Source organism: Vibrio antiquarius (assembly GCF_000024825.1).
Taxonomy (GTDB): Bacteria; Pseudomonadota; Gammaproteobacteria; order Enterobacterales; family Vibrionaceae; genus Vibrio; species Vibrio diabolicus.
The window spans coordinates 1,603,526-1,625,539 of the sequence record NC_013456.1; the positions used below are offsets into that span (position 1 = coordinate 1,603,526).

The 22,014-nt window shown below is 44.5% G+C and carries 16 protein-coding genes; 7 read left to right on the top strand and 9 right to left on the bottom strand.

The genetic code is table 11. From position 1 onward, the window contains the following. Positions 1 to 16 precede the first annotated feature (16 nt). On the top strand, positions 17 to 715 hold the full coding sequence (locus tag VEA_RS07555; protein ID WP_006742653.1) for an ABC transporter ATP-binding protein: 699 nt from the start codon (positions 17 to 19) through the stop codon (positions 713 to 715). A 78-nt stretch (positions 716 to 793) separates the two neighbouring features. On the opposite strand, the gene VEA_RS07560 is transcribed toward VEA_RS07555, so the two are convergent. Both VEA_RS07560 and VEA_RS07565 read right to left on the bottom strand, forming a co-directional pair. Next, positions 794 to 1,477 (bottom strand): hypothetical protein, encoded by a 684-nt coding sequence (locus VEA_RS07560; protein WP_006742652.1) that lies wholly within the window; start codon positions 1,475 to 1,477, stop codon positions 794 to 796. Between the two features lie 68 nt (positions 1,478 to 1,545). After that, positions 1,546 to 2,463 carry a leukocidin family pore-forming toxin gene (locus VEA_RS07565; RefSeq protein WP_006742651.1) on the bottom strand — a complete coding sequence of 306 codons (918 nt, stop codon included), beginning with the start codon at positions 2,461 to 2,463 and terminating at the stop codon, positions 1,546 to 1,548. A gap of 1,110 nt (positions 2,464 to 3,573) precedes the next feature. On the opposite strand from VEA_RS07565, the gene VEA_RS07570 reads away from it, so the two are divergent. Continuing rightward, positions 3,574 to 4,548 (top strand): DUF1852 domain-containing protein, encoded by a 975-nt coding sequence (locus tag VEA_RS07570; RefSeq protein WP_005457949.1) that lies wholly within the window; start codon positions 3,574 to 3,576, stop codon positions 4,546 to 4,548. A gap of 30 nt (positions 4,549 to 4,578) precedes the next feature. Further along, positions 4,579 to 5,607, top strand: a complete 1,029-nt coding sequence (locus VEA_RS07575) for a methionine synthase (protein WP_012841609.1) — start codon at positions 4,579 to 4,581, stop codon at positions 5,605 to 5,607. 819 nt (positions 5,608 to 6,426) lie between these two features. Here VEA_RS07575 and VEA_RS07580 read toward each other — a convergent pair. After that, complete coding sequence (locus VEA_RS07580) at positions 6,427 to 7,446, bottom strand: DUF2955 domain-containing protein (protein WP_006742649.1); 1,020 nt, start codon at positions 7,444 to 7,446, stop codon at positions 6,427 to 6,429. Positions 7,447 to 7,455: 9 nt separating this feature from the next. Further along, positions 7,456 to 8,520, bottom strand: a complete 1,065-nt coding sequence (locus tag VEA_RS07585) for an HlyD family secretion protein (protein ID WP_012841610.1) — start codon at positions 8,518 to 8,520, stop codon at positions 7,456 to 7,458. 99 nt (positions 8,521 to 8,619) lie between these two features. On the opposite strand from VEA_RS07585, the gene VEA_RS07590 reads away from it, so the two are divergent. Together VEA_RS07590 and VEA_RS07595 are read left to right on the top strand one after the other, a co-directional pair. Next, positions 8,620 to 9,480 carry a LysR family transcriptional regulator gene (locus tag VEA_RS07590; protein ID WP_005494676.1) on the top strand — a complete coding sequence of 287 codons (861 nt, stop codon included), beginning with the start codon at positions 8,620 to 8,622 and terminating at the stop codon, positions 9,478 to 9,480. A 150-nt stretch (positions 9,481 to 9,630) separates the two neighbouring features. Further along, positions 9,631 to 10,173, top strand: a complete 543-nt coding sequence (locus tag VEA_RS07595) for an isochorismatase family protein (protein ID WP_012841611.1) — start codon at positions 9,631 to 9,633, stop codon at positions 10,171 to 10,173. A 39-nt stretch (positions 10,174 to 10,212) separates the two neighbouring features. Here the strand turns inward: VEA_RS07595 and VEA_RS07600 are convergent, their stop codons facing one another. Continuing rightward, positions 10,213 to 11,109, bottom strand: coding sequence for a 1-aminocyclopropane-1-carboxylate deaminase/D-cysteine desulfhydrase (locus tag VEA_RS07600; protein WP_041853031.1), 897 nt, complete (start codon positions 11,107 to 11,109; stop codon positions 10,213 to 10,215). Between the two features lie 280 nt (positions 11,110 to 11,389). Between VEA_RS07600 and VEA_RS07605 the strand changes: the two genes are divergently transcribed. After that, positions 11,390 to 12,628 carry a leucine-rich repeat-containing protein kinase family protein gene (locus VEA_RS07605; RefSeq protein ID WP_012841613.1) on the top strand — a complete coding sequence of 413 codons (1,239 nt, stop codon included), beginning with the start codon at positions 11,390 to 11,392 and terminating at the stop codon, positions 12,626 to 12,628. A gap of 95 nt (positions 12,629 to 12,723) precedes the next feature. Here the strand turns inward: VEA_RS07605 and VEA_RS07610 are convergent, their stop codons facing one another. Together VEA_RS07610 and VEA_RS07615 are read right to left on the bottom strand one after the other, a co-directional pair. Beyond that, positions 12,724 to 14,013, bottom strand: a complete 1,290-nt coding sequence (locus tag VEA_RS07610) for a sensor histidine kinase (RefSeq protein WP_006742645.1) — start codon at positions 14,011 to 14,013, stop codon at positions 12,724 to 12,726. Beyond that, a complete protein-coding gene (locus VEA_RS07615) occupies positions 14,010 to 14,687 on the bottom strand; it encodes a response regulator transcription factor (RefSeq protein WP_006742644.1) in 678 nt (225 codons plus the stop codon). Before VEA_RS07615 ends, VEA_RS07610 begins: the two co-directional genes overlap by 4 nt. Before the next feature lie 561 nt (positions 14,688 to 15,248). Between VEA_RS07615 and VEA_RS07620 the strand changes: the two genes are divergently transcribed. Beyond that, positions 15,249 to 17,345, top strand: coding sequence for a methyl-accepting chemotaxis protein (locus VEA_RS07620; protein WP_006742643.1), 2,097 nt, complete (start codon positions 15,249 to 15,251; stop codon positions 17,343 to 17,345). 101 nt (positions 17,346 to 17,446) lie between these two features. On the opposite strand, the gene VEA_RS07625 is transcribed toward VEA_RS07620, so the two are convergent. Both VEA_RS07625 and VEA_RS07630 read right to left on the bottom strand, forming a co-directional pair. Continuing rightward, entirely contained in the window at positions 17,447 to 18,400 is a 954-nt protein-coding gene (locus VEA_RS07625; protein ID WP_006742642.1) for a hypothetical protein, read from the bottom strand. Positions 18,401 to 18,403: 3 nt separating this feature from the next. Next, positions 18,404 to 21,925, bottom strand: a complete 3,522-nt coding sequence (locus tag VEA_RS07630; RefSeq protein ID WP_006742641.1) for a T6SS effector BTH_I2691 family protein — start codon at positions 21,923 to 21,925, stop codon at positions 18,404 to 18,406. Between the last annotated feature and the right edge of the window lie 89 nt (positions 21,926 to 22,014).

Below are 22,014 nucleotides of genomic sequence, written 5' to 3' on the forward strand. Positions count from 1 at the left end.
TAACTCTGGAGAGAACATGTCGAACAAGCCGCTTGTTGAGCTGACCAACATCTGTAAATACTACTCAAGCGGGGAGGCGGAAGTTCGCGCGCTAGACGGCGTTGACTTAACCATTAATCAAGGCGAGTTTCTTTCGATTCTTGGCCCGTCCGGTTCGGGTAAGTCAACGTTGATGAACATGCTCGGCTGTTTAGATAAGCCCACCGATGGTGAGTACCAACTTGGCGGCCAAAACGTCGCAAGTTTAAGTGCGAATGACCTGGCTGGCATTCGTAACCAAAAGATCGGATTTGTCTTCCAAAGCTTTAACTTATTGGAATACGCGACGGCGCTCGATAACGTGGCACTGCCGTTGGTTTACTCTGGCATCAAAGCCAAAGAACGTCGCCAGCGCGCAGCTAAATTGCTAGAGCAAGTCGGGCTAGGGGATCGTTTAGATCATAAACCAAACCAGCTTTCTGGTGGTCAAAAGCAAAGAGTTGCGATTGCAAGAGCCTTGGTCAACGATCCGCAAATCATCTTAGCGGATGAACCAACGGGTGCATTGGATTCAAAATCCGGCGCAGAGATTGAAGCCTTGTTCAATCAACTTCACGCTGAAGGCAGAACCTTGATCATCGTGACGCACGATAACGCCCTAGCAGAGCGCACCAAACGTATCATCACCATCAAAGATGGCAAGGTGATTTCGGATAGGGTGCCGGAGGGAAGATAAATGAATTTTTCTTGATTGAGACTGGAGTTATTTTAAGGAAGATAGCCATGGAATAGGAGAAGCTATCTTCCTTTATTTTTATTCGCTATGCTCGCCTTGTCTCTCTTTTATCAAGTCATGCTTCTGTTCTTTAAGTAGAGTGATTGCGAGCTTAGTGTCCTCAATCAATTTACTGTTATCGTTGAGATCTTTGCTCTTTAAAGGCAAAACAAGATAATGAATGCTGCCATCTTCATTCTGCACTCCGGTAGCAATGATGACATCACCTTCTGACGCTGTGCCAAAATACTCTGAAACGACTTTGGTTTCGCTAACACCGTAGCTATCCAAATAGGATGACTCCGTGTTGTCAAACAAGATAGGAACCCCTTGTTTAGCTAATGTTCGCAATTGTTTTTGCTTTTGCTCGTCGAATGGATAGTCGGTTGTACTGATGTAACTTACCTGTTCAGCTTCAATAAAATCGTACAGTTCATTGCTCAATTCATTTAATGGGGCAGATATCCAAGGTGTAGCTGGAATGACGTCGGAAGTAGCGTCATTGTCATTCTGTGGTGTTGGAACGGTAACCACCTCTTGAGTTGCATCGCTCTCAGGAGGCGTTACACTTCTTGTCTCAGTTTTCTCTGTCTTGATTTGCTCGTCAAAGCTTGCAACAGAATCGCTCTGGGAATTCTTGTTATTTGAATTAATTAGAAATATGGCGAGTACTGCACCAAGTGCTAGCGCCGATCCAGTCAAGAGTTTTTTATTACTTGTCATGTCTTACCGTTTATTTCATTAGTAAATACGGCGGCCACTTATTCATTCCGTGGCCGCAGGCTAATAAGTTAGTGGTAGAGCGCGTCATTCCAAGAGATAGTTACGGCTCGGCTAGTCTCTGTCCATTGACTGCTATCACGATTTTTCTTCCAGGTATTTTCTGGGGTGGTATACCAGCTACACCAGTCACGACCAAAGTAGTAATTGGTTTTTCGCCAACCTGCAACCAGCTTGACTTCTGATGTATCTAGGCCATCTTGAATATCATTTTTTCGATATACAACACCGACTTGCGGTTTAAAATCAGAGCGCATCACGACAGGTAATTCGCTATAGTCAATTAGGTTGCCCATGTCACAGCTGGTCCAACGGTACAATAACCAGTCTTTAGGTGGAGTATTGTGGCGGATAGTCTGGTTTTCGATAAGCCAATTAATGCTCTCATTGGTCTGATCAAAATCAGCCACCGTCTGAAATTCTGGTTGATCGTAAGTTACGCGGTTGCTCCAGGAGATACCACCGCTAATATTTGGAGAATCAGAAGCACTGAAGCCAAGATTAAAGTCCAGAGACTCACTGACAGATGCTGTTGCAATAGTGTTTTCTGGAGCATGGCTCATATGACGTAAAGGGGCACCATTTAAATAACTCAGTGCCAGTTTAAAGGCTGTTGGGATTGTGTAACGGTAGTCTCCACCGGTGGCAAAACCATAGATCTGCTCTTTATTCGGTACATTAGTCATGTCGAAACCAGAACCTCCGTTTAGAAGCAACTTGGCTTCCTTAGCTCCATTCGGCAGCAAAGATTGGTTCCAGACATTTTCTAAGGAGTAAATTAAGCGGATCTTCTTCGAGCGTGCATCGCTATCATCGAGCTGTAGCAAGGTCGAAGTGTAAGCTTTTAATGTATCTTCAGCATGTGCTGGAGTTAGAGAACCAAGTAATGCGAGCGCGATAATACTCGCGGAAAGATGCTGTTTTTCCATTGTTGTTTCCTATTAGTCAGCCCATAAAGGTTATTATTGGGTTTTAACAATAACTCTATGGGTGTTTTATAATTATGGACTGGTTATTAATTGGCGCTCAATAATTGAGCGGTGAAATATTGCATCTTGTTTTTTAATAAAAAAAGGAAAAGTATAGATTCGTGGGATTAATGTCTCATAGTTTTTAAGTTCATTACTCAACTATAATAAATAAGAATGTAGTTATTAAGTCTTACCTTTTTAAGTTATTACTTAATTTTTATTTTCTAATGTTATGTTTGAACTCCTTATTGATAGAAGTGAGATTTATAATTATTAACCATGTTATTGTTGAGGTTTTTGTTATGCCAAACTAAGTAAAGTGTCGTTATGTGGTCATTACGGCTTTCTGAATTTAATTTTAAATTAAAACAGTGGCTTATGTTTGTTTTGTTGTCGGTTTTTTCTAGCTTAATGTAATGATTGGGTGACAAAGTCCGTCAATGAACTTGTCATATTCGTGTATGAGATTATATGTTATTTTAAAACGGAAAAATTAAACGTTACATTTGAGATGGTAAATATAGGAAAAGAAATAAATAAGATAATTAAATAATCCTCTTTCCGAGGATATAAAATGTAAGGTGCTTTTAATTAAACGAATGCTTGAATAAATGATGGAGTGTGAAAAGTGCTATTTAAGCTACGCTGTCCTATATTCCAGGTAGCGTCTTGTTTATACAATGCGTTTTCTAGGCTTAAAACTGGTTTACGTACTGTTAATCCCTTACCAGTTTCTTAATTACACATATTAGCAATATGCTCGCCAAGTTACGTGTATTGGTGTCAATGAAAAACAGTATCTACGATAGTTCCCTCTGGGTTGGAACTCCCACTATGAATTTCTTTCATGTTCAATGTGAAACAATACCAATATTACTCAACTCGTGAAGCAAGTATAAAAAAAGGACTGCTCTGGTGTTAGGCACTGCGACCACCGTTTTTAGTACGAACTGTTCGTCGTGAACGCTGCGCAACCTAACGATTGGGAAAACCAAAAAACAAAAATATCCCCATGCACAGAGTTAGGAAAAGTCTGCTTTATCTAAGGAAATAGGATACCAACTCACGATGAATAACGATTTCACATTTGCTATCAAAAGCATTCGTTTTGATGAGAATTACCAACCATCAGACAATACGCGAATCACTACCAACTTTGCTAATCTGGCTCGTGGAAACTACCGCCGAGAGAATCTGCGCAACGCACTCCGAATGATCGACAATCGTTTTAATGCGTTGGCACATTGGGATAATGCGCAAGGTGACCGCTACTCAGTAGAGCTTGAAATCATCTCTGTTGATATGGATATCCAAGGCAGTGGCGAAGCCTTCCCATCAATTGAAGTGCTCAAAACCAACATTGTTGACCACAACACTAACGAGCGCATCGAAGGCATTGTGGGCAACAACTTCTCTTCATACGTTCGTGATTACGACTTTAGCGTTTTGCTGTTGGACCACAACAAAAACCAGCCACGTTTCAGCATCCCAGCTAACTTCGGTGATTTGCATGGCAAACTGTTCAAAGCTTTCGTTAATTCTGAGTCTTACAAACAGCATTTCAAAAAGCTGCCGGTGATTTGTCTGAGCGTATCGGACAACAAAGTATACCGACGCACCGAAAATCAACATCCTGTTTTGGGCTTTGAATATCAGCCGAACGAATCTTCGTTGACGGAGCAGTACTTCAAAAAGATGGGTTTACAGGTGCGCTACTTTATGCCACCAAACAGTGTCGCACCATTGGCATTCTACTTCTTCGGTGACTTGCTGAACGATTATTCAAACCTAGAGCTTATCAGCACGATAAGCACGATGGAGACATTCCAGAAGATTTACCGACCTGAGATTTACAATGCCAACGCGGTTGCCGGTAATTGCTACCAGCCAAACCTAAAAAACCTAGACCACTCGCTAACTCAAATCGTTTACGACCGAGAAGAGCGCAGCCAACTGGCGATTGAACAAGGGAAATTTGCCGAGGAGCATTTCATCAAACCTTATCAATCTGTGCTTGAACAATGGTCTGCAAACTACGCGTAATCGACAACGAGAATCTAGAAAGGAATGACGATGAAAACACTATTACCGACTTCAACGGCTGGCAGCTTACCGAAACCTTCTTGGCTGGCCGAACCAGAAAAACTTTGGTCGCCGTGGAAACTGCAAGGTGAAGAACTGATTGATGGCAAACGCGATGCGCTACGTGTCGCTTTGCAAGAACAAGAACTGGCAGGCGTTGATATCGTCAGTGATGGCGAGCAAACTCGCCAACATTTTGTGACGACCTTTATTGAGCATTTAAGCGGTGTAGATTTTGAAAACCGTAAAACGGTGACCATTCGCAACCGTTATGAAGCAAGTGTTCCGACGGTGGTTGGCCCAGTAAGTCGCACAAAGCCCGTGTTTGTTGAAGATGCCAAGTTCTTGCGTCAGCAAACTAAGCAACCTATCAAGTGGGCGCTGCCAGGCCCTATGACGATGATCGATACGCTTTATGATGATCATTACGGTAGCCGTGAAAAGCTGGCTTGGGAATTTGCGAAGATCCTCAATCAAGAAGCGAAAGAGCTTGAAGCGGCAGGTGTCGACATCATTCAGTTTGATGAACCTGCGTTCAATGTGTTTTTCGATGATGTGAACGAGTGGGGCATTGCATGTTTAGAGCGTGCGATTGAAGGGCTGAAATGTGAAACGGCGGTGCATATCTGCTATGGCTACGGCATCAAAGCGAACACGGATTGGAAGCAAACGCTAGGCACTGAATGGCGACAATACGAAGAAGTATTCCCTAAATTGCAGCAGTCGAATATCGATATTATCTCGCTCGAATGTCATAACTCACGAGTGCCTATTGAGTTACTTGAGTTGATTCGTGGTAAGAAAGTGATGGTTGGTGCGATTGACGTTGCAACCAACGAAATTGAAACGCCAGAAGAAGTGGCGAATACACTGCGAGAGGCATTGAAATACGTTGATGCCGACAAGCTTTACCCATGTACCAACTGTGGTATGGCGCCTTTGTCTCGTGAAGTATCAACCGCTAAGCTCAGTGCGCTAAGTGCGGGAGCGGAGATCATTCGTAAAGAGTTGGTGGGTTGATATTAAGACTTAGGCTCGACACCATAAACTAAAGTTAGGGTCATTCCAGCGAGTTTAAACGAGACTAGGAATCTGATTACAGCTCGCTGGAATGGCGATAACTTTCGCACTTCAAAGCACGTGGTTAGTAGATCCTGAATCACGCTCGTTCCTCGATGTTCAGGATGACGGTTGTTGAGATATACGTTACTCATGTACACAACTATTTGGTTTGTATCCAAAGTTGGGTCATTCCAGCGAGTCTAAACGAGACTAGGAATCTACTAACAACTCACTGGAAAATGGCGATAACCTTAGAACTTCACAGCACTCGGTGGGTAGCTCCTGAATCACCTCGTCCCTCGTTGTTCAGGATGACGGATGTTGGGAGATACGTTACTCACATACCCAATTATTTGGTTTGTATCCAAGATTGGGTCATTCCAGCGAGTCTAAACGAGACTAGGAATCTGATTACAACTCACTGGAAAATGGCGATAACCTTAGAACTTCACAGCACTCGGTGGGTAGCTCCTGAATCACCTCGTCCCTCGTTGTTCAGTATGACGGTTGTTAAGAGATACGTTACTCACGTACCCAACTATTTGGCTTGTATTCAAAGTTGGGTCATTCCAGCGAGTCTAGACGAGACTAGGAATCTGCTAACAACACGCTGGGAGATGGCGATAAGCTAGGAACTTCAAAGCTCTCGGTGGGTAGATCCTGAATCACGCTCGTTCCTCGATGTTTAGGATGACCGTTTTAAATAAAAATGCCGCTCGCAGTAACTCGCAGTAAAGTGAGCGGCATACATTTCCCGTTTCCAGCCTCTGCCAAGGCTTAATTCAACTCCACGTTCCTCATCTCAGGATGATTTAGCAACATCACACGAATCCAGTGATGCACCACCCACATCACCATCGCGGTGAGCAAAACCGCAACGAAAATCGAGCTAAAACGGTACAAGATCGAAAAGAACGCGTCTTTTTGTTCTGGCACCAATGAGGTCGTCAGCGGAACCGATAGGGCAGACATGGCAGAAAACGCGATAGCTGCTTTAATTTGCCCCTTGGTGAGCCACAAGCAGAATGGCCCCATTGCAATGGTAAAGGCGAGCCAAAAGAGTAGCCCATGCCCATACCAACTGCCCAATATCAGCTGAACAACCATCCCTGCGATGCAGCCTAGTGCGGTGCCGATGATGCGAATTTTTGCCATGGCGAGCGAGCCCGCTAAAGTCATTGGGGTTAGGATGATCAAAATGGAAGCTTGTGCGGATAGCGAGTCATATAAGTCCGCTACTTGGAATACGATAAACGCCGCCATCGCTACTACCCAACCCATGGCAACTTGGCTGATGTAGTCAATATCGCTTTTCACTGGGGTCGACATTTCAATGTGCTCGGCGGGGGATTTTGGCTCCGGGAACAACCAATACGCGAATGCGCAAACAAAAATATTGCTGAACGCCATCACCCACATGTTAACGTTGAACTCTTCAATATCCATGAAGTTATAGCTGGCAAAGTTCAACACAATTGAACCCACCAACAGCCCCATGTAACCAAACAAATAGGTTTTCTGGTTCATCATTGCAATGCACTTAAACAGCATCATGATTCCGACGGCAACGGTCATTAATGTTGGATGAAACTGCAAGTATTCCAGTAAAAATGTGGCTTGTATGGTTGTCCACACCGCAGAGAAAAACACAATCAATAAAGCCGAAAGATTAAAGTGGTCCATTCTGCCCAAAATAAACAGCGGCATCATGATGGCAAAAAATCCGTAAGACCAACCGAAGATCATGCTTAGCGCGAGCCCTAAAGAGCAGCCGAACCAAATTCGTAAGGTTTTCATTGTCGCCACCTAGTAAATGAAGTGGAACCAGCTTGCGAGGTGAATCTGTGCTTGCGCCATCCACTGCCAGAAAATGTTGTTGTCTGGGTACAAAACAATGGTAGCACGAGAGCCGACAAACAGTGCTGGTGGTAACTCTTCGCTGCTGGTTAGGTTCACTCGTGTACGCTGCGCATCACGTACCCAGCGGTTGTTTACTTCCACTTTGGTTAGTGCGCCATTAGGCGTTTGTTGTGCGGCTGCTACACCGTAATCGCGGCTAGCTAAATCAAAGTCGTACACCGAACCTGGGTTGGCATCAAATGTGACCAGGGCGTGGAAAGTCTTGTCTACGTTCGCGACGGACTTTTCACGAAAATCAGCGGCTACCCAGAGTGATCCTGTTGGTACAAATGTCAGCAATGGCATGTTGGTGTTTGCCATCGTGCCAACTTCTAGTTGCAGGTTGGTCACGACACCATCACTGGGAGCGAGTACCGCGGTATTTGCCAAATCAAGTTGCGCCTTTTCGATGCCGTTTTTGGCAATTCGAACGGCGGTGCTTTGACCTTTTTGAACGCCTAATTGCGCCTCAATGACTTTTAAGTTTTGTCTTTCCGCTTTAAGCGCTGCACGTGATACCTGATTTTGGGCAAAGGCATTATCGAGTGTCGATTGAGAGATGACTTTCTGCTTCGATAGTGTCAGTAAGCGGGTGTACTCGCGGTGTGCATTATCAAATGTCGCTTGTGCGCGGGCAATATTGGCAAGAGCGGCTTCGCGTTGAGAATACAGCGTTGCTTCTTTTTCATAAGCGGATTGTAGAGACAGCTCCGCCTGTTCAAGTGCTATCTTGTATTTACGATCATCAATCGTAAACAACACATCGCCTTTTTGAACGGACTGGTTATTCTCGATGAGAACGTCGGTCACTTTACCAGATACCTCGGGCGCGACTTGGACAACGTATCCTTGCACTCGTCCTTCGGTCGTTAAGGGGGCGTGGCGGTCAGCAATGATAATGTACAAAAATAGTACGATGAACAGGACAATCAAAGTTCGCATCCAGTGTTTGAATTTTTGGTCAGCCGTCATTACAAGTTCCGTTAAACATATTGGATAGCGGATTATAGAGAAGTCACTCACAATTCAGTAGAATGATAATACGAACATAAATGACCTAAAAATAGGACAATGAACGTTAGTTTTGATGATATTTACCTATTCACTCAGACGGTGGTTCACGGCGGTATAAGTGCAGCGGCAGAGGCGAATCAACTACAACGCTCAAAAGTGAGTCGTCGCCTGCAAGAATTAGAGAAATCGCTCGGGGTACAGCTTTTGATCCGCACAACACGCAGCATTGAGTTGACTGAGCACGGGAAACGCTTGTTTGAGTTGGTGGGGCAGCCTATTGACCATATTCAGCAAGGTTTAAATGCCATGCATGAATATCAACAAGAGCTGACGGGCAAGGTGCGTTTAGCCATTCCTTCCGCATTGATGAGCTCTGCCGCGTTTAACGCGATCATCACCGAGTACACAACGCGGTACCCGGATATTTCGGTCGAGATTGAAAACCATCAAGAGAGTGTCGATCTCAAGCGTCAATCGTTTGATTTGCAGCTTCTTCCTAGCGTGGTCAAAGTCACCGATGACAGCTATGTGCAGTTCAGTCTTTTGCCTTATCGTAGTCACTTTGTTGCGTCAAAAGCCTATCTAGAATCGCATCCGCCAGTAAAAACGGTGGAAGATCTTAAGCAGCATCGCCTTTTAACTAATCGTTACAATGCCGATTTGCTCGATTCAGATCTGCATGTGGCGTTGCGCTCGGACGACCTCAACTTGCTGCGCTCGATGGCGATAGCAGGAAACGGCATCGCGTTTATTCCTCAAATTCATTCCAAGCCTGCATTGAGAGACGGTTTGTTGGTCGAGGTGCTGCCTCAATTTGCGCATCCGAAGCAGCATCTTACTCTGATTTATCCCTCGGCCTTATTTCTGCCTAATAAAGTCAAAGCCTTGATTGAACTAATTCGAGAGAAATTTAAATAGTCAGTTCAAACCACACTTAACTAAGGGCAAATGTGTGAGCGAAGGTCATCTTTCTAGGTTTTATTGCTCTAACATGAAAGGGTTCTGATACATTAACTGTTGTTCAACTTGTTGAGTATGGTTTGTGGTCGCACAAGATAGGAGATGGAAATGTTATCGAAAGGAAACACGGGCCTGATTGTGGTGGATGTTCAGGGCAAACTCGCTACATTAATGCATGAAAGCGACGCACTGATTGAAAATATCACGAAACTGGTAAAGGGTGCCAAAGCGCTAGATTTGCCTATTCTGTGGCTAGAACAGAATCCAGAAAGGTTGGGCTCAACCGCGGAGCCGATTCGTGAAGTGCTTGAAAGCACGCATTTACCTATTACCAAGTACACGTTTGATGGTTGCAAAGAGGCGACGTTTAAGGTCGCGGTGGAGAACGCGAAAGTTGATACCTGGTTGGTTTGCGGTATTGAATCCCACATTTGCGTCTATCAAACCGCGGTTTCTCTGCGCCAGTCCGGTTATCGCGTTGAATTAGTCACGGATTGTGTATCTTCCCGAACCGCTGCCAATAAAGCGCTCGCTCTTGCGAAGTTAACCGCTAACGGTGTGGTGCTCACTGGGCTAGAAATGTGTTTGTATGAAATGGTCGAAGATTGCCGAGCACCTGAATTCAAAAAAATTCTGGCGCTCATCAAATAGTGGAATCACTGTAATCAGCAACAACTTTATTTGAACACGCTATTCAAATTCTCGTTGATATCTTGGCAACATCGATTCGTTGCCAAGTAACCCGCCTTGGTGAATATAAATCACCGTTTTATCTGTGTTCTCTTCCAACCAAGGGGTGAGGCATTGCCACATATACGGGTCGTATAACAGGTCAAATTCGAGGTCGGTTTGCTCAAAGAGCGCTTTCCATGTGATGTAATCTTCTTCGTACAAGCGACCAAAATGGTGTTTGTTGCGCACGGTTAAAATGGTTGGGTGGCTGTTTTCACCGAGCTGGTTGAACTGCTCAGTTAAGTAATCTGCATTGCCTACGCAAGGGCAAGTTAGCACTTCTATGCCGTGTGGGCTTAAATGTTTATGAAGATATAAAGCGGTCGTGCCAGTGCCTGATGGCAGGGCGACGGTAAACTGTTCTTTACCTCTCAATCGCGTCCAATCAAGAATTTCTCGTGCTAACTGTTTGATACCAGCTTCAGCGAGGTGGGAACGTCCACCCTCTGGAATAAGCAATGTCGACTCATCTACTCTTCGTACCTGGTGGATGTATTCACTAGGGTGGAGTTCGCTACCGATGTCTTGCATGGTGGTGATTTTCATACCTAAATCGAGAGCGCCGCGATAGTTTCCGATGGGGGAGCTTTTTAGCCAAGATGGAATGTGATGAACATAAAACTCAAATGCCCAACCTTTAATCTGGGCGAGAGCCGCTAGCGAGTACATGGCATTAGATTGAGCGGAGCCAAAGCTTATTAACGTGGTGATGTCGGGACTTTGCTCTTCCATTAACGTCATAAACTTACGTGCTTTGTTCCCGGAAAAGTGGGAGTGGAGCATGTCGTCACGTTTAAGGAAAAATTTGCGCCCATTAAAGCTATGTTGGGTGATAGGACTTTCTGAGAGTTTCATGTCGATGCTGACGGAATAAACCGTGTCACCTTTGCCATTTAAAAAGGGCGCGTAGTGTAACGCCATTAAACCCAGATAAAAAGTCTGTGTTTCAGTACAACCATTTCGGTTATTCCTGATGTTTTGACTCGCACTCACTGCTGCTGTAATACCATTTCAATGGTTTCACTTCTATCCTTTGGTTGTTTTGATTCCATGGTATTCCATCCCATGACTCGCCTTTCTACCTCAAGCCACGTACACTACGTCGCTTATTTCCATTCAATCAGAAGGCTTGGTTTTGCAGACTCTAGAACAATTAAAAACAGGACAATTAGTAGGACTTAAACAACTGAAGTTGGCGGAAGGGCTAACTGAGTTCCCTATGGAAATTTTAGAGCTTGCAGACTCGCTTGAAGTGTTAGATTTATCCGGCAACGCACTGTCAGATTTGCCACAAGAGCTGGAACAGCTGACCAAACTAAAAATCATCTTTGCTTCCAATAATCAGTTCACCCATTTACCAGAGGTATTGGGCAAGCTGCCAAACCTTGAGATGGTTGGATTTAAAACCAACAAGATCAAAGTGGTGAGTGAAGCCTCACTACCAAGTCAGTTACGTTGGCTGATCCTGACCGACAACGAGATTGAAACGCTACCAAACAGTCTGGGTGAAAGGCCGCGCTTAAGAAAGCTTGCACTGGCGGGGAATCGCATCAAACGACTGCCAAGTAGCATGGAAAACTTAGTTAATTTGGAATTGGTTCGTCTTTCTGCGAACCAGCTAGAGCACTTTCCGGATGTGCTGATGAAGCTACCTAAATTGGCATGGTTTGCTTTTGCAGGTAATCCATTCTGCAAACACCCATCTTCGCTAGACAGTGTGCCGAAAGTGACCACAAACAGTTACTCGCTTAACCATGTTCTCGGCCAAGGGGCAAGTGGCGTGATTTCTCATGCTAACTGGATTGACGCTCAATACGACTTCCCGAGTGAAGTTGCGGTAAAAGTGTTCAAGGGCGAGGTCACCAGTGATGGTTACCCTCATGATGAACTTGAAGCGTGTTTGCAAGCTGGGCATCACAACAACTTAGTAAAATCCATCGCGCAAGTGGATGACGGTAAAGAGCTTGCGTTGGTGATGGAGCTGATTCCAAACAATTACTACAACTTAGGTTTGCCACCAACGTTGGAAACCTGCACCCGAGATACGTTCCCACAAGGGTTTACGCTGACAGTCGAGCAAGTGAATTCTATTGTTGAGCAGATGGTGGACGTATTTAATCACCTACACGACAACAAGGTGTGTCATGGTGATTTGTATGCGCACAATACGTTGGTGAACGAGCAAGGGGAGATGATCTTCGGTGACTTTGGCGCGGCGAGCATTTACGGCTATTTATCGGACGAGCAGCAAGCTGCAATCAGAGCCATTGAATCCAGAGCGTTGAAGTACTTTATCGAAGATGTGTTTTCTGTGTGCGAAGCGTCGGAATCGGCATCGCAAGCATTCGAACGACTAGTTGCGCTTGCGGCATAAGATTTCATTCAATCGAATAAGAAAGAGGTATCGAACCGCCCGTTTTGATACTGAGCAAATGAGATACCTCTTGATTGAATCTAGTGCTGAGGAAGTTACTCTGAGCAAGCCTCATGATGCTCTGACGAAAGGTCAATCACTGCCTCACATCCACCCTCAGGATGTGTATCAATAGTGAATTGCCAGCCATAGCGTCGGCATAAGTCGTCCACAATCATGAGCCCCAAGCCATGGCCTTCGGCATCTGGCACGGAAGAGAAGCCTTCGCCTTCATCTCTCACCGACAGTGTGGTATCAGTCATGGTGATATGAATCGTTCCCGCTGACGTGGCTGCAATGCCGTTGCGAATTAAGTTACTCAACGTAATGTTAAGCACTGCAGTGGTCGCTTTGGTTTGCGGATGGCCCAATATCTGAACATTAAATTCTAACGACTTTTCATCGGCTTGCGCTTGGCTAAGAGCAACGATGTTGTGAAGCTCTTGCTCTGAGATGGTTCGAACGGGGCTGTCGTCGGTGTTACGTTCATATCGAACTAATCCCAACAAAGCATCAACCATGGTCGACATTTGCTGAGTAGCATCTTGAATACGGCCAATCTGACGCTCTTGAAACGGCGTACTTGGGCTTCTGGCTAGCAGGCTGCTCGATCCTTTCATCACCGTTAGTGGCGTTCTCAGTTCATGACTGGCATATCGCGCAAAAGCTTGCTCACGTTTGATCACCTGATTGATTTGGCTGCGATATTCATTGAGCTGAGAGGCTAACGTTTGGAACTCTTTAGCCGAACCTTCAGGCACGATGAATTTTTGGGATGTATCGCCTTGGTGTTGGTCTAGTTGCACCTTGAGTGCGCTGACTGGCTCAATCAAACGTTGCGATAGGCGCAGTAAAAGGCTGCCAAAAATTAGGATAAGCGCCGTTACCACCGCCAGTACCATTACGATGACATAAACAAACTCGGTTGAGGTGATTTCGATTTCATCAATGAGTGAAATCAGAATGATAGGGTGCTCTTCGCCATTTTGGTTAAAAGTGCTCATGTAAATCATTCTGGTGTTCGGCTCTTGACCGACTTCACCGAGAAAGTACTGCTTGTCTTGCAAAAAAGGCTGGTAGACAGGTGGGATCAGATTGATATCGTTGTACGCCGTTGTTAGCAGATCGAGCTTGATCATTCCGTCGCCAGGATGACGCCTAAAATGCTCAATCGCTTCTTTCTTGTCGATCATAATACGTCGTTCACCGACGCGATCTTCCGACCACAACAACGCGCCACTAACAAGTGCGAAGCACAGCAGACCAATCACAATCGACACCAACAGGAAGAAGAGTTCGAGGCGTCCAGTTAAGCTTTGTGTGTTGTTAAATAAGCGGCGAATCATGCCCCCGGCTCCAAGCGGAAGCCGACTTTAGGGATGGTTTTCAATAAATGTTCTTCAAAGGGTTTATCGAGTTGACCGCGCAGTTGATAAATGTGGCTGCGCAAAACGTCATTGTTTGGCTCATTTTCTTGCCATAAGCGGAATGCGATTTCTTCACGCGTCACAACTTCGGGGGCATTTTTGACCAGCATTTCTAGAATAGTGTACGTGGTTGGATTCAATGCCAACAGCTTATCTTGACGGTAGGCTTGATGCGTTTTTTGATCGATAGACACTTCGCCATACTGGAGTTTGGTTGATGCAACCGTACCGCGGTAGCGTTTAATCAATGCAGTCATGCGTGCTTCAAGAATATCGAGATCAAACGGTTTGGTGAGGTAGTCGTCGGCGCCGTGTTGGAAGCCTTTGAGCACGTCGTCTCGGCTATCAAGTGCAGTCAACATCAACACCGGAGTGTTATTACCCGCATCGCGCAGCTTGTTGCACAGTGTTAGGCCATCCATGCGCGGCAGCATGAGGTCGAGCAAAATGATGTCAAACGCATTATCCATCGCCAGTTTTAAGCCTAGCTCACCGTTGTCGGCGTAATCCAGCTGCATGCCAGCACATTCAAAATAATCGAACAACATTCCCGCTATTTCACGATTATCTTCTACCAAAAGTACACGTTTCATTTATTCTTATCCAATCTCGATAAATTCGAATGTTGATCTTAACGAACATTATTCACTATAGGTGTGAAAAAGTTGTCGACAATGATTTTCTCACCTTTGTGTCGGTTTTCAATGTCTAACCTTAAATACAGTGGTACCTGTTTATTTATATCTATCAATACTGATTGAAATATAAATGGTATAGATTGGTTGGTTCTGTTAACTCCATATAAAACATGAAGATACTAAATTATTTATGTGACACTGAGCACATTATTAATAATTGCCAATCTTCACAAGTGCACTCGATAGGAAAGGTTCTTACTTTTTATAAAACCATTTTTTAGATATGGTTATTGCGTTTAAATACAAACGCTTAGATTCTCTTTTTTGAGATAATTCAATCAAATCAATGGTTTCATGCACAAGCGAAACGCTGCATTATTTTATTATTATTAATAAAACTACATTTTCTGTTCTTGATCTGTTCATAAACGAAAGTCTCCTATTAACTTTACTTGTTTAAAATCCATGATCCTTCCAATGCTTAATGCCAGATAAAAATCAATTTGTGAGGCTATCATGTTTAACAGTATACGCACTCGAATTGCTGTCAGTGCGGGTGGGGCAATGGCCTTCACTCTATTGATTGCAATGGGTATGACAACCAATGCGTTCACGCAAGTGAATGAACAAATCACTACAAAAGTAAAATCTCAACTGACCGAAGCCACCACGACCGACCTGAGCAATACGGCGATTCAGCAAGGGCTGAATATTTCCAACCAGTTAGAGCCAGTGTTGGCGAACTTAAAGCAAGCGCGTTCAATTATCGAATTAAGCGCAGAGACGGCCGCAACGCCAGACATTATTGTTAAACAGTTTATTGCGTCGCTAGAAGCTCAGAACAAAGCTGTGTTTGCTGGTTACATGGTGTGGGAAAAGCCATCGTGGGTTGAGCCAACTATTCAAGACAAAAGCCTTGGCTTTAATAGCGAAGGCTACTTAGCGCCATTCTTTTCGCCAAATTCGCACAACAGTTTTGATGTTGTGGCGATGGATAGCTTTAGCAATACTGAATTAAACAACAACGGTGAGCGTAAAGACGATTGGCACTTGATGCCTTTCGAAACGGGCAAAACGTTCGTGATGGAACCGTACATGTATCCGGTTCGCGGCAAACAAGAACTGATCACGACCATCAGCCAACCAATCAAGTTACGTGGCGAGATCATCGGCTCTCTCGGTTTTGATTTGTCATTGAACGAGTTACAAAGCCAAAGTGAAGATTACGCGAGCGACTTGTTTGATGGACAAGGCCGTATTCTGATTTCTTCGTGGAAAGGCATCACACTGGCGAACAGCAGCCAAGCGGATCAAGTGGGCAAGAAAGTCTCTCATGAGTTGGCGTCTCAATGGGCTCGTATTCAATCCATTGCGAAACAAAAAGGCGCAGGCCTTGTGACGTTTGGTGGGGATGAGTATGCGATTACTGCAATTGAAACCAGCGATGCGCCTTGGATCGTTATGGTGTCGGTTCCCAGTAGCTTCCTTAAAAAGAACGTGGATGACTACGAGCGATGGAGTGAAGAACAAAGTGCAGAAGCTCTTGAAAAGGGAGTGTGGGCAGGGATTATTGCGGCTCTGATTGGTATTGTTGCGATGACGATGATAGCGACCTCGTTGGGCAAAGTGTTAACTAACTTAGTGGAGCGTTTTAAAGACGCAGCACAAGGCGAGGGCGACCTAACTTACCGCATTGAGGTGAAAGGTAAGGACGAAACCGCCCAACTGGCGCACTGGTTTAATACCTTCCTCGCTCGTATTCAGGAAATGCTTTTAACCGTAATGGCGACGGCAGACCAAGTTGATAAAAACGCAAGTGAAGGCCAAGCTCGCGCGGCGGCTTCGAGAGATCAACTGAACGTTCAAGTGAACGAAGTCAACTCGCTAGCAACGGCGATTAATGAGATGAGCGCAACCGCACAAGAAGTGGCAAATTCTGCGGTACAAGCAGCAGCGGCGGCAAGCCAAGTTCAAAGCAATAGTGCGAATGGCATGTCGCGTATGGACAATGCTGCAAGCGCGGTGGATAACCTCGCTTCGCAAGTGAATGATGCACAGCACCAGACGCAGAATTTGGTGGCTTCAAGCACGGCTATTCAGGGTATTCTGAGTGAGATTGGTGGCATTGCCGATCAAACCAACTTGTTGGCTCTAAACGCTGCGATTGAAGCTGCGCGTGCTGGTGAAGCGGGTCGTGGTTTTGCTGTGGTAGCCGATGAAGTCCGCAACCTTGCAACGCGCACACAAGGCTCGACAGAAGAAATTCGTGCAATGTTGGCTCGTTTGGAGCAAGAAACGCAATCAATCGTCGTGTTGATGGAGCAAAGCCAGAAACAAGCGGTGGATACCAAAGAAGAAACACAAGCAGCGCAGTTGGCGTTGGCCGAAATCAACCAAGCTATTGAAGTGATTAATGATATGAATAATCAGATCGCTTCAGCGGCAGAAGAGCAAAGTTCGGTTTCAGAAGAGATCAACCGTAATGTGGTTGTGATTAATGATACGGCGATGGAAGTGATGGATACCATGTCATCTTCTGTAGCGATCAGTAACGAACTGACAGTAAAAGCCAGTGATCTTCACGGTGAGTTGAGTAAGTTCAAGTTGTCTTAATCAAGTAAGTGAGAGAGTTTAACCCAACTTAAAACGTTTACTTCTCACAAAAAAAAGGCTCCAGAGTTACCTCTGGAGCCCTTTTTAATGCTTGTTTTGAACTATGAAGCGGGAGTGGCTTGCTGTTCACCAGTTGCTTTTAAGCGTTCGATTTCTGATTCAGTTTGCCACTTACCGTTGTAAAGGTATTCACGCTCAGGAAGCGGGGCATTTGACGCCCTTAAATCAAATACCTCATCGGTTTGATATTCTTTACTACAAACAGGAATACTAAAGAGCCTTGATTCTGGCTTTGCTTCAAACAACTTTTTATGGTCATCGACCTCGGTACAATTCAGTTTGTAGACCTTTGACAGTTGCGCGACCATGGATTCTAAATCCGCTTCAGTTTTAAAGAAAACATAACAATCGAATCGATCTTGTGAGCGAAAGATAGTCTTATGAGCAGTATCTCGATATCTGCATATGTCATGCTTAAAATAGAACTGGATCACTTTCCTTTTCTTGTTGTAGTCCGCAAAAAGCCAATCTTCTCGTTCGCCCACTTTAACTTCTGTTCGTTCATCAGGCTGGCGTTTTAACATACCAAATGAAAGCAAAATGAAGGCACCTGCTCCAGCTAATGCCATCGGACCAACCAGTGCTACCATAATCACACACACCACTGCACCTATCCAGCCAACAGCTTGCGTAGCGGTATTTACCCATTTAGGCATATTGCGACGCTTTTTCATCACAAAGCCTTTATCTGAAAAAATGTAGTCATATCGATAATCGAGGCCAATCGTAAGGTAAAAAGCTCCAGACACCATCACCGACAAAATAAAAGAAAAAATAGTTACGCCAACCGTGTCACTCGTGTGTATAAACAAAGTTAATAGGAATGGGGCGATCACAAATGGAAACGCAAAAAGTTTAAAGTAATAGCGAAATGGTTCCTCTACATCATACTTATGCCAAGTTGTTACATTATCACCTGCGAGTATTTCCTGCTCTTGCGCCTCTTGATAAACTGATAATTCTTCTGGGGTGACGTAAAATGGTGAATATGCCAAGGGTTACTCCTTAAAACCTAATGTGCCAACAACTGAGGTGAGTGACTTTTTAATGATGTTTTGTTTGGTATTGTCTGAAATTACGCTATGAGTTGCACTCTGTTTTACGCTATTTTGGAACCAATACTCACGCTTTGATGGGGCATCATCTTCCACATCATACGCTACTTGCATGGCAAGGTATTGATCGGTCTCTTTAATCGGCAATGTTACCTTATACACCAGTAACTCTTTGCTAGCTTGGCTCTGTGTTTGTAGCGTGACTAAATCTGCGTTTTGATACCAAGAGCCGGACGTCAAATCATCTTCTGTTGCCTTGGTGTTGGTACTCACTGTAACACCATTCGTTGCAGCACGATGTGGCAGCTGAATATGCACTTCCAAGCCAACTAGCTCATGATGCGTATAGCCTGGATAAGCCTGTATTTTTTCAATAGGCTGATGGTATACCGTTGGCTGTTGAATAATAGATTGTAAGTCAAACAGTGCTTGTTGCACCAATGCTGAATTGTGCTTCTCTCTTTCGGGCAAGCTTGCAGATTGGCTCCACTGAGTACGACTCGGGTGATAACCCCAAGGCAGTTTATCTAACCATTTTTGGAAATCATCTTGTTTCAGTTTGTTGAGTTTATAATTGATGGCTAGGTATGTAACTGTAAGAATAACTAAAGCTGCCGTTATTGGGCCTCCAAAAAGTAAGTTAGTCGAAAAAGTACCAGTAGAGGCTCCTACGAACTGAAACGCACCAATCGCACCAGTTAAACCAAGCGTTACGGTATTTGCTAAATACAATTTGCTTTCGAGACCATAAACGTCATCTACACTCTGCCAAGAACGGTAAGCCTCAATACCTGAAGCCAGCGCTCCTAAAGCACCTGTAATCGCGAGCCATTTATTAAAAACTTTTAAGTCATCTAGAATCAGGTTTTCAAAGCCTTTTGTATTTCTGTCTACTAAATTTTTAAGAGTTTTTAGCGAATGCTCTCTGAGCTCGTCACTGCCCTTAACCTTATCCCATAGTTTCCCAGTACGAATGCCCGTCCAAGCTCCGGCAGTGTAAAAAAGCTTTTGTTGAATATCTAAGAAATCATCTTGAGACATGAGCCCTGTTTCTTGAATACTGTTCATTGCATCAGCAAGTGCGAGGCAGTTAAAAATCAGAGCTAAGAAGCCTAAACCACCCACATATTCAAACCGTTTCTTAAGGTTGTTTAATCTGTTATCCCATATGTCTTTACGCATTTGAATTGTTGCCTCAAGTACGTCATCTGGAAGTTCTATATACTGTGGGTATTCCAACGTCGCAACGGCTAAACTTTTTTGAAGGTGCCGCTGTTGCTGGAGAGCCTTCTTATACTGCGTGTTTGATATAGTTTTATCACCCTTGTTGAAGGCTGCTAAGACTTCCTTGTTTTGGTTAGATGCGACGAGTTTTTTATCATGATTGGATTTCCAGGTACCAAAATTTTGAGCGTAGCCTTTATTGACATTGATTGGAGTATCTATCGACAAACGTTCTACAACGGCAGCTCTTAGGTAAAAACTTGTTCGGGTGAGCGGTCTTGACAATAGAGATATCATTAAGATAGACGCTTGGGCTGTTAGGCTAACGCCAACCTCTATTACCCCCTTCAATAAAGCGCTGTTAGTCGCTTTGAATATGCTATCTAGCTCATCGAATCCTTTTGCTATATCTCTTAGAAACTCGGTTTCTGCAGTATTTGGGTTAGAAATAAAGTCCATTACTTTTGCATACATACCCACACGGTTACTTGCTGCCGAAACGTAGTCCATGAACTGTTTGTCTGAGCTTTCAGTGTCTGGAGCATTTTTGGCGACGTCTACTTCACCTACCTGATTTGAAACTTGTTCAGGAATTAATTTCTCCACTTGTTTAAAGAGACTACGACTAAACCCGGAAGTGTAGAGTGCGAGTAAACTGGTTGGTTTCTCCCATTGGCTTTCAGCCCATTGGCGGTCTTCTTCTTGCATCACCAGAGTAAATGACTCAACGGCTTGCTTATGGAGTTGATACAAGCTGTACTGCGTGTCTTCGCTGTATAGGTCGAAGGTTCTTTCGAGATGATGAGGTGTCAAAGATTCCATTACAGCAATAAAGTCGCTTTTTACCGAGACAACTTCGGCAAGCATGGTTTCTTTTTGCTCTGACAGCTCTTGCATTTCGCTCAGCATTTGCTTCCAGTTGAGCTGCTTGCGCCAGCGTTCAGTCGCTATCCATTGTTCGTATTTACCAAATCGACTCGCGGAAATTCGATATTTGTCCTGTATTGCTTTGGCAATGTCACTTTGGGTATGTTGGTGTGATTCAATCGCTCCAGCGGAAAATTTAGCAGGATAGCCTGATTGAACTGAGCTTTTATTCTGCTCTGCCAAATCGAGTTGACTGGATGAGTCATAATATTCTGCCATGTCGGTATAAAACGACAGCTCTTCACTGTTACGTTTAACGCTAGCTGGCATGTCTATATTGTCGCTTGCCCCGAACATGCACAGCTGCATGGCGGTCTGCATTAAGTTCCACTGGTTTGAAAACTGGTCAATGAAAAGGCGGTAGGGACTTGCAGCGCCAACAAAATGCAGCGACATATCTTGAATGTCTGCGGCGTAATCTTTTATCGCGACGAAGTAGCCCGATTCTTCTTCTGGAATTGAAGAGGTTAAATCACTCTCGGCTGCGACAGGTTTAAAGATAGAACCATCTTCATCAGCTTTGGTAGTGATGCCGGAATCCGCAAAACGCCCATCATCAACGGCGGAAGATTCAATATCAGCCACTTGAGTTAACTTATCGATTGGTGCAATGTTGGGCTGATTATCGTTTGCAGACAGGACAACAGTCTGCATTCGATCGATATGATTACTCGGATTGTTAAGGACGCGCATGAACATGTTCCATGTCCAACGGTGTTCTGAGTAACAAATCGACAGCACACTCCCGTCTTCGTAAGTAAGGAAAGGTTTTGCACCTTCTGGTGTGCCACGCTGTTCGGACTCTGGGCTTTCCGACTCTCCTAGCTTGTAGAGTGTGAATTGCGTTCCTTTGATTTCATATTCGTCTAGGCTTTTGTTGATTGCATCATAGACATACAACCAACCATCGCGAAGCTGACGAAGGGTATAGCCAACGGTATTGAGTTTGGCTGGGCCTTGGCCTTTCCATTCTTCAGGCAAACCAAAAGATTGTGTTTCTTCCGTTTCTAGCTGATCGATGGCGTAGCGAACAGGGATGAAGTGTGCCGGTAAAGCCTCTGTTGGTTCTTTCTCGTTTTTTAAATTGAGAGGTTCTGGTTCTGACGGCGGTGGCGGATCGATTTTTTTTGTTTCTCCCTCCCAAAACATACTGCGCTCTGGGGGTGAGCCAGCAAGATCATCGGATTCCGTGGTTGGAACGATATTCAGCGATTTCAGCGTACCATCGCTTTCAAATGCCTGAACGGCCTCCTCATAGGTATAGCTGTTGTCGTGCCAGAACATCGAAGTTTTTGGAGGAAGTGGATTACTCATCGTTAGCCCATGTTTAAGAGTTTTACTCTATTACGCAAATATCGCACCAAAATAAAGTAATTAAAAATCAATGGGTTAGTTTTGTATTA